The 13,211-nt window shown below is 62.3% G+C and carries 13 protein-coding genes; 2 read left to right on the forward strand and 11 right to left on the reverse strand.

The features are described from left to right. Positions 1-79 precede the first annotated feature (79 nt). A complete protein-coding gene (pdxR, locus tag GYH35_RS24945) occupies positions 80-1,552 on the forward strand; it encodes a MocR-like pyridoxine biosynthesis transcription factor PdxR (protein ID WP_161829788.1) in 1,473 nt (490 codons plus the stop codon). Positions 1,553-1,577: 25 nt separating this feature from the next. Here pdxR and GYH35_RS24950 read toward each other — a convergent pair whose 3' ends face one another. Continuing rightward, positions 1,578-2,891, reverse strand: coding sequence for an MFS transporter (locus GYH35_RS24950; protein ID WP_161811735.1), 1,314 nt, complete (start codon positions 2,889-2,891; stop codon positions 1,578-1,580). Between the two features lie 114 nt (positions 2,892-3,005). On the opposite strand from GYH35_RS24950, the gene GYH35_RS24955 reads away from it, so the two are divergent. Continuing rightward, positions 3,006-3,950: a helix-turn-helix domain-containing protein gene (locus tag GYH35_RS24955; RefSeq protein WP_161829789.1), complete on the forward strand. Its 945-nt coding sequence runs from the start codon at positions 3,006-3,008 to the stop codon at positions 3,948-3,950. On the opposite strand, the gene GYH35_RS24960 is transcribed toward GYH35_RS24955, so the two are convergent. From GYH35_RS24960 to GYH35_RS25005, 10 genes are all read right to left on the reverse strand, one after another. Then, a complete protein-coding gene (locus GYH35_RS24960) occupies positions 3,907-4,377 on the reverse strand; it encodes a DUF1440 domain-containing protein (RefSeq protein ID WP_161829790.1) in 471 nt (156 codons plus the stop codon). The genes GYH35_RS24955 and GYH35_RS24960 overlap by 44 nt on opposite strands. Further along, the gene (locus tag GYH35_RS24965; RefSeq protein WP_161829791.1) at positions 4,377-6,815 is read right to left on the reverse strand and encodes a TonB-dependent receptor; all 2,439 of its coding nucleotides are present in this window, start codon (positions 6,813-6,815) and stop codon (positions 4,377-4,379) included. Before GYH35_RS24965 ends, GYH35_RS24960 begins: the two co-directional genes overlap by 1 nt. A gap of 43 nt (positions 6,816-6,858) precedes the next feature. After that, a complete protein-coding gene (locus tag GYH35_RS24970; RefSeq protein ID WP_161829792.1) occupies positions 6,859-8,124 on the reverse strand; it encodes a gallate dioxygenase in 1,266 nt (421 codons plus the stop codon). Positions 8,125-8,251: 127 nt separating this feature from the next. Next, positions 8,252-8,542, reverse strand: a complete 291-nt coding sequence (locus tag GYH35_RS24975) for an EF-hand domain-containing protein (RefSeq protein WP_161829793.1) — start codon at positions 8,540-8,542, stop codon at positions 8,252-8,254. 39 nt (positions 8,543-8,581) lie between these two features. Then, positions 8,582-9,031 carry a CBS domain-containing protein gene (locus GYH35_RS24980; protein ID WP_161829794.1) on the reverse strand — a complete coding sequence of 150 codons (450 nt, stop codon included), beginning with the start codon at positions 9,029-9,031 and terminating at the stop codon, positions 8,582-8,584. 115 nt (positions 9,032-9,146) lie between these two features. After that, positions 9,147-10,115: an SRPBCC family protein gene (locus GYH35_RS24985; RefSeq protein ID WP_161829795.1), complete on the reverse strand. Its 969-nt coding sequence runs from the start codon at positions 10,113-10,115 to the stop codon at positions 9,147-9,149. After that, positions 10,112-10,504, reverse strand: coding sequence for a hypothetical protein (locus GYH35_RS24990; protein ID WP_161829796.1), 393 nt, complete (start codon positions 10,502-10,504; stop codon positions 10,112-10,114). Before GYH35_RS24990 ends, GYH35_RS24985 begins: the two co-directional genes overlap by 4 nt. A 205-nt stretch (positions 10,505-10,709) precedes the next feature. Beyond that, positions 10,710-11,225 (reverse strand): hypothetical protein, encoded by a 516-nt coding sequence (locus GYH35_RS24995; protein ID WP_161811726.1) that lies wholly within the window; start codon positions 11,223-11,225, stop codon positions 10,710-10,712. A 123-nt stretch (positions 11,226-11,348) separates the two neighbouring features. Continuing rightward, positions 11,349-11,981 carry a 2-dehydro-3-deoxy-6-phosphogalactonate aldolase gene (locus tag GYH35_RS25000; RefSeq protein WP_161829797.1) on the reverse strand — a complete coding sequence of 211 codons (633 nt, stop codon included), beginning with the start codon at positions 11,979-11,981 and terminating at the stop codon, positions 11,349-11,351. After that, positions 11,978-13,210, reverse strand: a complete 1,233-nt coding sequence (locus tag GYH35_RS25005) for an MFS transporter (RefSeq protein ID WP_161829798.1) — start codon at positions 13,208-13,210, stop codon at positions 11,978-11,980. The genes GYH35_RS25000 and GYH35_RS25005 overlap by 4 nt, the downstream gene beginning before the upstream one ends. Position 13,211: the final 1 nt, after the last annotated feature.

Genomic DNA, 13,211 nt, shown 5'->3' on the forward strand with positions numbered 1-13,211 from the left:
ATAGGACCCATAGGAGATACGCACCGGCTGCAGCGACGGAGTCGGTGCTTCTGTGTGAGCGAACGCAAGGAAGCGCGTCATGGTCAAGACGGTCACACTGCCTCTGCGCATCGAGCCCTCGATCGGCCAGACGCTGCAGGAACAGATCTATTTCTGTATTCGCCGCTCGATCGTGGAAGGACTGCTGCCGACCGATAGCCGCTTGCCTTCGACACGGACTCTGGCGGCCGATCTGGGTGTCTCGCGCACCACCGTGCTGCTGGCGTTCGAGCAACTCAAGGCCGAAGGCTACCTGGTGCCGAGGCCGGGCTCCGGCATTTATATCGCAAAGGAGCTGCCGGACCGGCGACCTGCTCTGCGTGTCGTAGCGTCGGCGTCGACAATGAAACATCCATTGCTGTCAGCGCGCGGCCGGTCTCTGGCACGCACACGCCCCGTCGATCGACGCTCGCCCTTGCCGCCCCGCCCGTTTCGAGTCGGCACACCCGCAGTCGATTTGTTTCCAGTCCGACTCTGGTCGCAGATCGCACGCCAGTGCGTCCGCTCGTTGTCGCCCGCGCGCTTGGATTATTCGCGTCTGGCCGGGCTGCGTCGGTTGCGTGAAGCGATCGCCGAACAGATGCGCTCGCGAGGGACCAGTTGCGATCCGGACCAGGTGCTGGTCGTCGCCGGCGCTCAACGCGGCATCGACCTCGTGTTTCATTTGCTGCTCGATGCCGGCGATGCCGTCTGGATCGAGGATCCGGGCTACCCGGGCGCACATAGCGCCCTGCTCTCGGCCGGCGCCCAAGCCGTGTGCGTGCCGGTGGATCCAGAAGGCATGATCATCGATCGCTCGACGCCTGACAGCAGCCGCGTCCGCCTCGCGTATGTGACCCCTTCACATCAATTTCCGCTCGGCATGCCCATGAGCCTGGCGCGACGGCACATGCTCCTGGCGTGGGCCAGCGAATCGCTGGCGTGGATCCTGGAAGACGACTACGACTGCATCTTCCATTACGACACTCGCCCTCTGCCCTGCTTGCACGCGCTCGATCCCGACGGCCGCGTCATCTACGCCGGCTCGTTCAGCAAGACTTTGTTTCCAGCGCTGCGACTGGGCTTCCTGATCGTGCCGAGCGACGTAGTGGATGGTTTCGTAACGGCGCGAGTGGCGAGCGATGTTCATCCGCCGCTGCTGGAACAACTCATCCTCTCGGAGTTCATCACCCGCGGCCACTATCAGCGACATGTCCGTCGCATGCAGCAGGAGTATGCGGAGCGACTGCACGCACTGCGCACGTCCATCGACCGCACCGGCGCCGCCCTGCGCCTTCGGCCCGTTCACTCCGGGTTGCACGCCGTTGCGGATCTCGAGGGAGTGGATGCCGAGCTCGTCTGCACTCAAGCCGCTGCGCGCAAAGTCGAGGTCGTGCCGCTCTCTGCATATCGCTATGGGAGCGGCTCGAGTCAGAACGGATTGCTCTTGGGATTCGGCGCCTGCAAGCCCGCGGCGATTCGGGCCAGCATGTGGCAACTTGCCGCTGCGATCGACGCTGCCCGTCGAGCGTGATCGCAGCGACAACTTGATCCTCTCGCTACTGCGCTTGTTCGGCCGGTTTGTAATCCGGCCCGCCCGTCTGCTCGACCGGCCGGTAGCCCGGGGCAAGGAAATGCACGACCAGCAGCGCGAGCAGGTACACCGAGCCGCAGACCATGAAGATCGGCGTGTAGTCACCGACGGTCTGCAACACTTCGCCGACGAACTGAGCAAAGAACATTCCGCCGACGCCGCCCAGCATGCCGCCGATGCCGATCACCGTGCCCACTGCAGAGCGCGGGAAGACGTCACCGGGCAGGGTGTAAAGGTTCGCTGAGAAGCCCTGGTGTGCAGCGGTCGCCAGGCCGATGAGCGCAACGGCCGCCCACAAGCTCTCGACCTTGGTAGCGAAGACAATCGGCAAGGCGCAAAGCGCGCACACCAACATTGCGGTCTTGCGTGCGCTGGCCAGAGTGCTGCCACGCGCCAGCATACGCGATGACAACCAACCGCCGGCGACCGAGCCCACGTCGGAGGCGAGATAGATCGCCACGATGGGGATGCCGAACGACTTCAGATCGAGGCCGCGCGTGCGCGACAGGAAGTCCGGCAGCCAGAACAGAAACATCCACCACACCGGATCGATCAGGAATTTGCCGAGCGCGTAGGCCCAGGTCTGGCGCATGCGCACGACCTGCGTCCACGGCATCTTCGGGCCCACGTCGGGCGGATCGCTCTCGATCAGCGCCAACTCGCCCGGCGTGACATGTTTGTTTTCGCGCGGCGCCGTGTACAGCATCCACCATGCGGGCAGCCACAGCAGCGTTGCTACACCGACGATGACGAAGCTCGCGCGCCAGCCCATCGCCAGGTCGACGACGATGAAGGGCACGAGCAGCGGCGTCAGGATCGCGCCGATGTTGGTGCCGGCGTTGAAAATGCCGGTCGCGAGCGCACGTTCCTTCTTGGGAAACCACTCGGTGACGGCCTTGATGCTGGACGGGAAGCCGCCGCCCTCACCCACGCCGAGCAGCACACGTACCATGATGAAGTGCGTGATGTTGCGAGCCGCCGCATGTGAAATGTGCGCGATGGTCCAGACCGTGAACGCGATTCCCATGCCCCATTTGGCGCCGATGCGATCGACGAATCTGCCGAAGAACAGATACGACAACGCATACGCCGCCTGGAACCAGGTGACGATGTTCGCGTAGTCGCGCTCGCTCCAGCCGAATTCCGGTTGCAGATAGCCGGGCTTCAACACACCGATCATCTGACGATCGATGTAGTTGATGATCATGGCCACGAACAGCAGCGCGACGACTACCCAACGATATCGACCCGGCCCGAACGCCGATTGTCTTTCAGACATGCAAACCCCTGATTGTCTTCAGTGAACAAACCCTGAAGCGCGCCCCCCGGCGCTGCAAGTTCCTCTTGCACCATGCAAGCTATACCATGCTGCCCAACTCGTTCCGGAATTGCCATGTCCAGAGTTCGATTCGTCGGGCGGACCGAAGGCGCCACGGTTCCCCGTTATCACCTGTACGGAGAAGCGGCGAGCGGCGTCGGCGACTGGTTCGTCAACGTGGAGCCGCTGGCCGACCGCTGCCGCGCCAACGGCTGGCGCATCGAGCCGCACAGCCATCCGCATTTCGGTCAGATCGTATTCGTGCGGGGCGGCGCTGGACTCATGACAGTCGAAACCGATCGCCGGCCGTTTGCGAGCCCCAGCGTGCTCATCGTGCCGGTCAACACGGTGCACGGGTTCGACTATGGCATGGATTCGGACGGCTGGGTACTCACCGTCGCCGAACCTTACCTGCGCAACCTGCTCGACCGCATGCCCGAGCTGCGCGCCGTATGGAGCGAGCCTCGCATCCTGTCGCTGGCCGTCGACGACGAAGAAACATCCGATATTCGCAGCGCCCTGCTGCGGCTGGACCGCGAGCTCGACGGACAAGCGGCCGGCAACGTGATCGCGGCCGAAGCCTGCCTGCTCACTGTCCTGGTCGCAATCCTTCGTCGCGGCGAAACCGCCACCGCGCTCCGCCAGAACAGCAGTGGAAACGCCGCGCTGGTGCGGGAATTCCGGGAATTACTGGAGCGGCGCTATCGCGAAGGCTGGACCGTCGCGCAGTTCGCCGCCGAGCTGAAAGTCCCGGTGGCGCAGCTGCGCAGCGCCTGCCTGCAGGTGGAAGGTCAGCCGCCCAGCAATCTGTTGCATGATCGGCTCCGGGTCGAGGCCCAGCGCATCCTGGTGTATTCGGACATGACCGTCGCGCAGGCCGCTTATTGGCTGGGCTTTCAGGATCCGGCCTATTTCACGCGCTTTTTCACCCGCATCTGCAACGAGTCGCCCAGCAAGTACCGCGAGCGCAAGCGTCTCAGCCCAGGCGACGCTTCACGATCAGCGCCAGGGGAATCGTGAAAAAGAAGTGCGACATGAAGCCGCCGATGATCACCACCGGATCGAAATAGTCGGGGTGATTGTCGGAAGCCACCATGATCGCGGCGTGCATCACGATCCATGCTATTACGGCATAGATCAATCCAAGAAATGTTGCCTCGTAACCGCGCTCGCGGAAATACGGCCAGATCCAGGCGAACAACACGCCCCAGGCGATCGAAAACAGGAAATGGATCCCGGTGCCGACCAGGTAGGCGATCCAACCGAGCGATTCCTGTAGCTGCTTGCCGAACACCAGGCCGGTGGCGTTACGTGGAATTCCGGCCAGTGGCATCAGGTTCTGCGCGCCAACCCAGACCGCCGCTTCATAGATCCAGATGACGATGCCGCCGACCAGGCCGGCGATCACGCCGGCCCGCGTCGCGAGCTCACGTTTGCTTTGCTCCATCAAAAGCCCACCGACAGCGTCATGCCGAAGTAGCGATCGAAGTCCCGCGGAATCGACTGGGCCACTGCCCCGCCGCCGCCCACCGAGCCGGAGATACGTCGCAAGCTGGACACGTAGTGCTCGTCGAACAGATTTTTGACGAACAGCACGGCCCGGTATTTCTCGCTCGGTGAGGTGAGGCTGATGCTCGCGTTAGCAATGTCATAGGCTGGCCGAAGCCATGGCGAGTTCGGATTGGTCGCATCGGCCAGGTTGGTGAACAGCGTTTCCGACGTGTGGCTGTAGTTCGCGGCGAACGTCGCCTCCCAAGCACCGACGCCGAAGTCATAAGCGCCCGTGAAGCCATATTTCGTCTCCGGCGCGTTGAGCGGCACACCGCCCTTCAGATTCTGAGTCGCCGTGACGAACAGATCGCCGAACTCCGCATCGCTGAACTCCGCGTGCGCCGTCAGCGTCAGTCCCTCCAGCGGCCGCACGCTCACATCGGTCTCCACGCCCTTCGTGAACAACTTGCCCGCCGAGCGCAACACCGGCGAACCGGAGCCGTCGACGCCGGTCGACGCCGTTTGATAGCCGCTGAAAACGGTGTCGTAGTAGGTCACATTGAACTGCACGCGACGCTCCAGGAAGCTGCTTCTGAAGCCGCCTTCCCACGCACGCGACTCTTCCGGCGCGACCGGGCTTGCGTTGAAGCCGTCCTGCGACAGGAAGATGTCCGCATCGACCGCCTGCCCTTTGTAACCTCGCGCCCACGAGCCGTACACCAGCAAGTCCGGCGTGAACTCGTACTTCGCCGACAGCTTGCCGATCAGCGCGTCATCGCTGAATTCCCGGATCGCATTGAACTGCGGCGTGCCGAGATTCGCGCCCGCCATGGCCTGCCCGGCCGGATTGGCGCCGACGCCGCCGCCGATGTGATCGCCGTTCGGTCCCGTCACCTTCTTGTGATTCCACTTCAGCTCGTCGCGCAGATAACGGAAGCCCGCGGTCAAGGTCAGCCTATCGGCCGGGCGGATGTTGAAATTGCCGAACACGGCTTTGTTGACGGTATCGACTTTGGTGAGCATGTCCGCGAGCACATAAGCCGTCGCGCGATTGACGACGACCGAGGTGGGCGTCGGGAAGCTCACGTTGCCCGCAATATTCGAGCGCACGCCCGCGATCGTCACATCGCGCTCCACCGCAGAGTCGTAGTAATACAGGCCAAGCAAATAATCGAAGAAGCCGCCGCCCGGCGATGTCAGGCGGAACTCCTGACTGAAGGTGTCGTTCATCTCCAGGTTGTTACTTTCGCCGCACACGCCGTCGCGGCAGGCGAAGCTCAGCGAATTGACCAGCAGGTCATCGAGCAGCACGGTTGCATCCGCCTGGCCGATGCCGGGATGCGTCGCCTCGAACAATTGCTGAGCGGTCACGCCCGTGAACGGCGCATTGGTGCCGTCACGATCGCGGATCGCATAGTCCTCGTAGCTGCGATAGGCCGTGAGCGAGGTGAGCGTGAGCTCGCCGACTTCGAAGTTGCCTTCGAGACTCACACCGCTGTTCTCCTGGTGGCCTTCCTGCAAGGTGTTGAAATTGACTTCGTTGCTGTCCGGACCGATGGCGGCTCCGGTGAATCCCGCGGTGACATTGCCCGACGCCGCGGGCACGCGAATCGGCTCGCCGCAGCAGCCCGACTTACGATAGGTGTAGTCGGCCGACAGCAGCAGGTTGACGCCCTCTTTGGGCTCGAACTCGAGCTTGCCGCGTGCGCCATAGCCTTCGACATCGTTGACGGTGTCGCCATTCGACACGTTGATGACCTGGCCGTCCGCGCGCTTGTAGTAGCTGTACATGCGATACGCGAGCGTGTCGCTCACCGGCCCGGTCAACATCAGGCTCGCGTTGTGATCGTTGTCCTCGGCGATGGTGTAATCGACCTTCGCCTCGAACTCATCCCGGTTCGGCCGCTTGGTGATGATGACGACCGCACCGGCGGACGCATTCTTCCCTTGCAACGTGCCCTGCGGACCGTTCAGCACTTCGACGCGTTCGAGATCGCCGAGACCGTCGAACGCCGCGCCGGGGCGCGTGTAGACCACGCCATCGACGATGGTCGAGACGCTGGGCTCGACGCCCACCGAGAAGGACTCGGAGCCCACGCCACGAATGGAAAAGTTGAACAGTCGGGCCTCGTCGCCCGACTGGAAGTTCAACGACGGCGCGAACTGCTCGAAATCCTTGATCTGCAGGATCTGCTGCTTCGCCATGGTGTCGGCGGTCACCGCCACGATGCTGGCCGGAACGCTTTGCAGCTTTTCCTCGCGCTTGCTCGCGGTGACCAGAATTTCGGCGAGCACTTGCGATTCGGCCGCCGGTGTTTCTTGTGCCGCAGCTCCGGTCGCAAACGTTGAAACCGCGACGAGCGCGGCCGCGCTCGCATGAAACGAACCTTTCATACATTCCCCCCATCGACTTTAGTATGAATCGAATTGCCAGCGGTCAGCTGCCCTCGCTCGTGGGCGCGACCGAATAAACAATGTTGGTGCGCCGGGTGCGCAGGAACTCCTCGAGTGTCATGCCGCGCATCGCGGCGTAGATCTCGGGATTGGAAATGCCGAGGACCGCGCCCAGCTTCTCCAACACGAAGAACGTCACGCCATAACGAATCATTTCGAGCCAGCCGCGCCGGCGCACGAGATCTCGTTCCTGCTCGGACAGCCGCGCGCTTTGAAATGCCGCCTCTGGATCTGCGACGAATGCCTGGCGCGCTTCGGGAGCCACCAGGCCGTGCAGAAACTGGTTCAAGCGATAGGCGCGGGCGCTGGACTCGAGCGTGAACGGATAAGTCCCCTCGATTGCATCCAGCCCGTCTGTTTCTTTAACCGCGGCCGCGCGGGCCGCCGACACTTCCGCCTCGCTCAATCCCGGCTGAACGTCCTCCAGGATCAATGTGGCGATGGCAGTCATCGACGGCAGGTAATAGCCGCGATGGACGCGCTTTACTTCTCGCGTGAGCGCGCCTCGCATGATCAGCCACATGATGACTTCGACACTTTCCAATCCGCCGCGGCGTGCGAACTCGGCGTGAGTCAGTTTGGTCAATGCTTCGGGACACTGCTCCAGCTGATCGAGAAACTCGTTGTCCCATTGCGTATTGTTGAAACCCGTACGCTCGCCATGGATCTGATGCGACAAGCCGCCGGTCGCAGCGATCGCCACTCTGAGATTTTCGGGATAGCTCTCGATGGCCGTGCGCAGCGCGCGGCCGAGCTTGAAACAGCGCGCGGCCGACGGCAGCGGAAACTGCAGGACGCCGACTTGCAGCGGCACGATGGGCGTCGACCACTTGCCTTTATCCAGCGTCAGCATCGACAGCGGCGAAAAGCAGCCGTGGTCGAGCGCCTTGTGCTGGAACATCGCCAGGTCGAACTCCTGGCTGGTCAACGACCTTGCGATGTGACGAGCTAGCCGCGCATCCCCCGGCACGGCCGGCAACGAACGCGGTCCCGCTCCTTCGTCTGCGACTTCATAGCGATCGCCGACGCCGAGCGTGAACGCCGAGTAATGATCGAAGAAGAATGAGGTGACGTGATCGTTGTAGATCACCACCATGGCGTCCGGCCGGGCCGCGGCCAGCCAGTCCCGCACCACGTCGAAGTCCTGAAAGATGGGCCGCCAGGCGGCCTCTTCCCGTAATCCCCGGTCGCGTGCGAAACCGATGGTCGGGGTATGCGAAACACCAATGCCGCCGATGAGGGTGGCCATGCGCTGGAATCGATCTCGTTGTGAAGTGCGGCGCTAGGTTGACCTCCGCGCAACCGGCTCACAATGGACGATTCTCAGTTTCGCTTGCACTTCTGTGCGCCACCCTCACCGCGGGCCATTGGTTTCATCAATAAGGACGCGGCTCCTTCTCGTCCTTCATGTGGTCCTTGTCGGCCGCTGCCGAGTACTCCTTCTTGCTCAAATAGCCGTCCGCATCGCGGTCCAGCGCCGTGAAGTTCTGCGCCAGCGTCGGATCGCCGGCCACTTCGTTCTGAGTCAGGCGATCGTCGCGGTTGGCGTCCATTGCCTTGAACGTCGCGCTCGCCTGCTTGTCGGTGTGCTTGTCGTCGTCATTGGCATAGGCCGTCGTCAATGTCAGCAATGCCGTCGCCGACACGATCAGGATTTTCGACATCATCTTCAGATCCTCCGAGGGTTGGGTAACAGCACGGCGCCTTCACAGGCCCGGGCTGAGGAAACGGCTATCACCGCGCACTTCGCGCTGGCTCACACGACGCAGCGTCTGCGCGCCGCTGTCCTCATCCACATCGACGATGTCGGACAGACTGATGATGCCTTCGACGCGTCCCTGCCTGCCGGTACAAATGATTCTGGACACCTGATAGCTCTCCATCAGGTCGCGGGCCTCCTGAATGTCATCCGAAGCGCTGCAACTCACCACATCCCACGTCATGCATGCTTCTACAGGAGCATCGAGCGGCATCTCTTCGGCGACCGCTCGAATGGCGATATCGCGATCCGTAAGTGTCCCGACGGGCCGCATGGCTTCGTCGCATACCGGCAGAAAGCCGATCCTGTGATCCCGCAATTTCCTGGCGGCTTCGCGTATCGAGGTCTCGGGCGAGACACACTCGATTTCGGCCTTCATGATTTCATTACAGCGCATAGCTGATCCTCCTTCAGACGCCCGCACAGCTGGCACCCGCAGAATCGCTCGCGGCTCGAATCGTTCCAATTCGAGAGAAGAGTTGAGGTCGTGCGCCCGGCGATGGCCGTGAGAATCAGCCGGGCTCGGCGCGTTCGCTGCGGCCTTTGTAGAAGCCAAGCAGCGTGGCCATGAAGTCCTTGCCGAGGATGGTCGCCGCGGGAACGGCGTAGAAATTGATTCGGGTCGTGACGCGATAGTGAGCCACGATCTGGAGTTCCGTCCGGCCGCCCGGTGCGGGACGCAGGTTGAACGTCGTGTCGCCGATGTCGAAATAACGACCGCCGATGGCAACGTGCTCGTCCATCGCCCCGGGCGGGAACGATTGTTCGTCGAAGAGGTAGCGCCAGGTGATCGACTTCTGTTCGACTCGTTCCGTTACGACAGCCCGGAAGCTCACTCCGCGCTCCCACTTCGAATATCGAACCTCACCGTCGGCACTCGAGACATGGATCCCCTCCACCGGCCGAGGCACTCCGATGAGATGCGTCAGACTGAAAGGCAGCTCGGCGGGCTGGATCGCCCGTGCCGTTAGAATTTCCTTCCATACCGTGCCCGGCGCTGCGTCGATCAGGATACTGCTGCGAAGCTCGCGGCTCTGGGTGCGGTGGTCCACTCCGCTCTCAGCCACGAATATGAGCAATGGCAGCAGTGCGACTGCCTTCAGATGCGATTGACGCGTTTTCGCAGCTCGAAGCGCGCACTCCATTCCGACACCGCCGACGCTCGCGCAGGCAAGAAACAGGGGCGTCAGCAGCGCGATACAGATCGACCCCTCCAACAGCGTGAGCGCGCAGCCGAGCATCATGAGCAACACGGTGCCCCAGGGCGCAAAAATCGCGAACGCCCAGGAAGCGGAAGCGTGTCTCGCGCCGTAAACGGTGATGGCCCCTGCCGCCGTCGGCGTCCCCACCAGGAAGGCGATGGACATCACGCCCGACACTTGGGATGGCACTGCGCCGAAGATCACCCGCATCAGCACGCCCAAAACCGCCCCGCCGATGAGCCAAACCAGCCACGGGGGCAGGAATTTCTCCGTTCTCATGCCTCTGCCTGCTTCGACCATCCAAACTGACGAAGGACCAAACCGAACGAACCGCTCTCCATGAACACCGCCGAGAAACATGCATCGATCGCGTCCGCGGCACTCGCGGGGTTCATCCCGATCTCGGCGCGAATGACGCGCTCACTTCCCCATTTCTGCCGGCAGGTGGAGAACCCCTGCCGCTTGCAGAATGCCTTGAACCGCTGCGTGCGGCGGAAATCGAGCCAACCTGCAATCGGATAGTCCAGACTGAACACCCCACCCACGATTCCGGCCAGCAGGCCGTTGGATGTATTGCGCACGGTAATGATCAGCATGCTGAGGCTAGTGCCGTGCTGCTGCATATATGCCAGCTCACCGATGAGCTCGCGGCGTGAGACTTCGTGCATCCGTTCTTGCCTTCCAGCGATCTCGAGAATGACCTGTCTTCGGCGTTCCGCGTTAAGAGAGTACTCCATCCATGCGGATGAATTTCCCCTCGAGACTATAGAACAGGAGCTCACTGCCGTATTCGAAGCGATACTGCGCCTCCAGCGTCGCGTCGCCGTCTTCGATACTTTCAGATTTTTCGCCCGCCGTCCGCCAGCGGATCTATCAGTAGCGGGAAAGGAAATCGTCGCCGCTGTCCGTGAGGAAATTCTCGTAAAGGGCGTGCAACTCATCGGGAAGCAGCCGCATGCGATCGATCTTTCGGTCGTAATCGTCGTCGGCATAGCCTGCCCGGTCCTCATAGGCGAGTCTGAAGGTCAAGCCTTCGTCTTCATGCCTGACCGGCCTCGTGCCGTCATGGATGTTCAAGAAGAAATACACCATGTGCGACTGGAAATACCTGATCACTTCGATGAGAGCGCTTCGATCCACGTTCGAGGCTGCGACCGCGCATATGGCTTCATGAAAAGGCGACTGGCCACTCTGGCGTTGTGAGATGTTCTTCGCAAACAGGTCCAGCCAATCAGCTCGGTCACGCCCCAGCATCTCCTGCTGAATCGCCCGAAAAAGCGTCACCGTCTCGAGTATGGCCCCCGGTTCCTTTTGAGCCTGTTCCTCGTAGACGTAGGGCTCGTGGTCGGCGATTCCCGCTTCTTCCAACACCGCCTTCAGTTTAGTCACTCGATCCACGACCCACCTCAAATTCCATGCAAAGGTGCGACACGATACGCGCCAGGTCACATGCATGGAAATGGGGTGGCGCGATCCCTCCCGCTGGAGCGCGCACTGTTGAATTCCAGCGACTCAGCCAGCAGCCAACGCCGCGACGAACTTCTTCGCTCTGATCGAGACCTGCTCCGGAGTCAGCCCAGGCGTGTAGAGCGCCGACCCCAAGCCGAACCCGGCGGCGCCGGCTTTGAGCCAGCCGGACAAGTTGTCCGGCGTGATCCCGCCGACAGGAAACACGCGGACGCTCGACGGCAGGACAGCGCGCATTGCCTTCATCATAGCGGGGTTCGCGCCCTCCGCAGGAAACAACTTGAGGGCAGTCGCTCCGGCACGAAGCGCAGCGAACGCTTCACTGGGCGTGGCGATGCCTGGCAAAGAAACCAGCCCGGCGCGAGCAGTCCGAACGATCACATCGATGCTGGCGTTGGGCGAGATGACCAGCGTGCCGCCTGCCGCTTGAACCGCATCCACTTCCTGTTCTTCCAGCACCGTGCCCGCGCCAACGACCGCTCTCCCAGCAAACGCCTGCGCCAATCGCGCAATGCTATCGAGCGGGTCCGGCGAGTTCAGCGGCACCTCGATCAGCGTGAAGCCGGCATCGAGCACAGCCTCACCGATGCTCACAACTTCGTCCGGCCTGACGCCGCGCAGGATCGCGACAAGCGGACAACGACGAACGGCAGCATCGAACGCAGCGACATGACTCATTGCCTGCCCCTCGTCGACAACCATGCAATCAGCCAGGCCGCGGGATGCAACATGCCCATTAATAAGAAGATGCCACTATAGGCGCCGGTACTGGCGAGCTGACCGACCACATAGGTCGAGGCGAAGCCACCGAACGCGCTGCCTGCGGCGATCAAGCCGAACACCGTGGCCACATTGCGCATCGGAAACAGATCGACCACCAGCACGCCGATATTCACCTGGAACACCAAATGCGCGAACGCAACCAACGCGCCGAGCGCCAGCGTCGGCGCAGTGCCCAGCTTTAATGCGATCAGCATGCCGAGCGGCGCGACCAGCGCCGCGCAGCCCATCGCGATCAAACGACTGCGAGGGGGTGCGATGCCGCCGCGAATCAACCGGCCGGAAAACCAGCCGCCGCCGATACTGCCGAGATCCGCGGCGAGATAGACGATCCACGCCAGGCTCGCGACCTGAATCAACGTCATGCCGCGATCGTCGGTCAGATATTTCGGAAACCAGAACAGATAGAAGTACCAGACCGGATCGGCGATCAACCGCGCCGCCCCCAGGCCCCACACCCTGCGATCACGCAGTATCGATCCCCAGGCGATCGGCTCGGTAGTCCGCGCCGGCTGAGCGCCGTCGGGGCTCCGATAAACAAACAACCACACCACGAGCCACACAAAACCCGCGGCGCCAGTAATAACGAACGCTGCGCGCCAGCCGTAACTCAGAGCCAGCCAAGCAATCAATGGCGGCGCGATCGTCGCGCCAACCATTGCACCGGCCGTGTACACGCCCAATGCGAACCCGCGCTCTGCTGGAGGGAAGTGTTCCGCGACTGCCTTGGGTCCTGCCGTGTACACGCCCGGTTCGCCAACACCCAACATCAGGCGCGCGAAGCCGAGCTGACCCGCATTGCGCACCCACCCTGTCGCCATGTTCGCCAGCGACCACCAGCCCAGGAACAACGCGAGCGAAACCTTGGCGCCGAGCTTGTCAGTGACCCAGCCCGCAAAGAGATAAGAGATTGCGTAAGCGATCAGAAAGTACTGAACGATGCGCGCATAGCCGACATCGTCGATGCCGAGATCCTGCTGCACGCTCGAGGCAAGAATCGACAGCGTCTGCCGGTCGACGTAGTTGAGCACCGTCGCCGCGAACAGCATCGCGAGGATCGCCCAGCGCAGCTTGCTCGCGCGCACACCTGCTTCAGCTTCGTTCGTCGCCACTGCAGGTGCTTGCATC

It is taken from the genome of Steroidobacter agaridevorans (assembly GCF_009932555.1).
Lineage (GTDB): Bacteria > Pseudomonadota > Gammaproteobacteria > Steroidobacterales > Steroidobacteraceae > Steroidobacter > Steroidobacter agaridevorans.

Coding starts and splice junctions, on each gene's coding strand:
- GYH35_RS24980 (WP_161829794.1), bottom strand. CDS start 9,031: ATGCGCTGTAATGAAATCATGAAGGCCGAAATCGAGTGTGTCTCGCCC.
- GYH35_RS24960 (WP_161829790.1), bottom strand. CDS start 4,377: ATGGAGCAAAGCAAACGTGAGCTCGCGACGCGGGCCGGCGTGATCGCC.
- GYH35_RS25000 (WP_161829797.1), bottom strand. CDS start 11,981: ATGAGTCATGTCGCTGCGTTCGATGCTGCCGTTCGTCGTTGTCCGCTT.
- GYH35_RS24990 (WP_161829796.1), bottom strand. CDS start 10,504: ATGCACGAAGTCTCACGCCGCGAGCTCATCGGTGAGCTGGCATATATG.
- GYH35_RS24975 (WP_161829793.1), bottom strand. CDS start 8,542: ATGATGTCGAAAATCCTGATCGTGTCGGCGACGGCATTGCTGACATTG.
- GYH35_RS24970 (WP_161829792.1), bottom strand. CDS start 8,124: ATGGCCACCCTCATCGGCGGCATTGGTGTTTCGCATACCCCGACCATC.
- GYH35_RS24950 (WP_161811735.1), bottom strand. CDS start 2,891: ATGTCTGAAAGACAATCGGCGTTCGGGCCGGGTCGATATCGTTGGGTA.
- GYH35_RS24985 (WP_161829795.1), bottom strand. CDS start 10,115: ATGAGAACGGAGAAATTCCTGCCCCCGTGGCTGGTTTGGCTCATCGGC.
- GYH35_RS25005 (WP_161829798.1), bottom strand. CDS start 13,210: ATGCAAGCACCTGCAGTGGCGACGAACGAAGCTGAAGCAGGTGTGCGC.
- GYH35_RS24965 (WP_161829791.1), bottom strand. CDS start 6,815: ATGAAAGGTTCGTTTCATGCGAGCGCGGCCGCGCTCGTCGCGGTTTCA.
- GYH35_RS24955 (WP_161829789.1), top strand. CDS start 3,006: ATGTCCAGAGTTCGATTCGTCGGGCGGACCGAAGGCGCCACGGTTCCC.
- pdxR (WP_161829788.1), top strand. CDS start 80: ATGGTCAAGACGGTCACACTGCCTCTGCGCATCGAGCCCTCGATCGGC.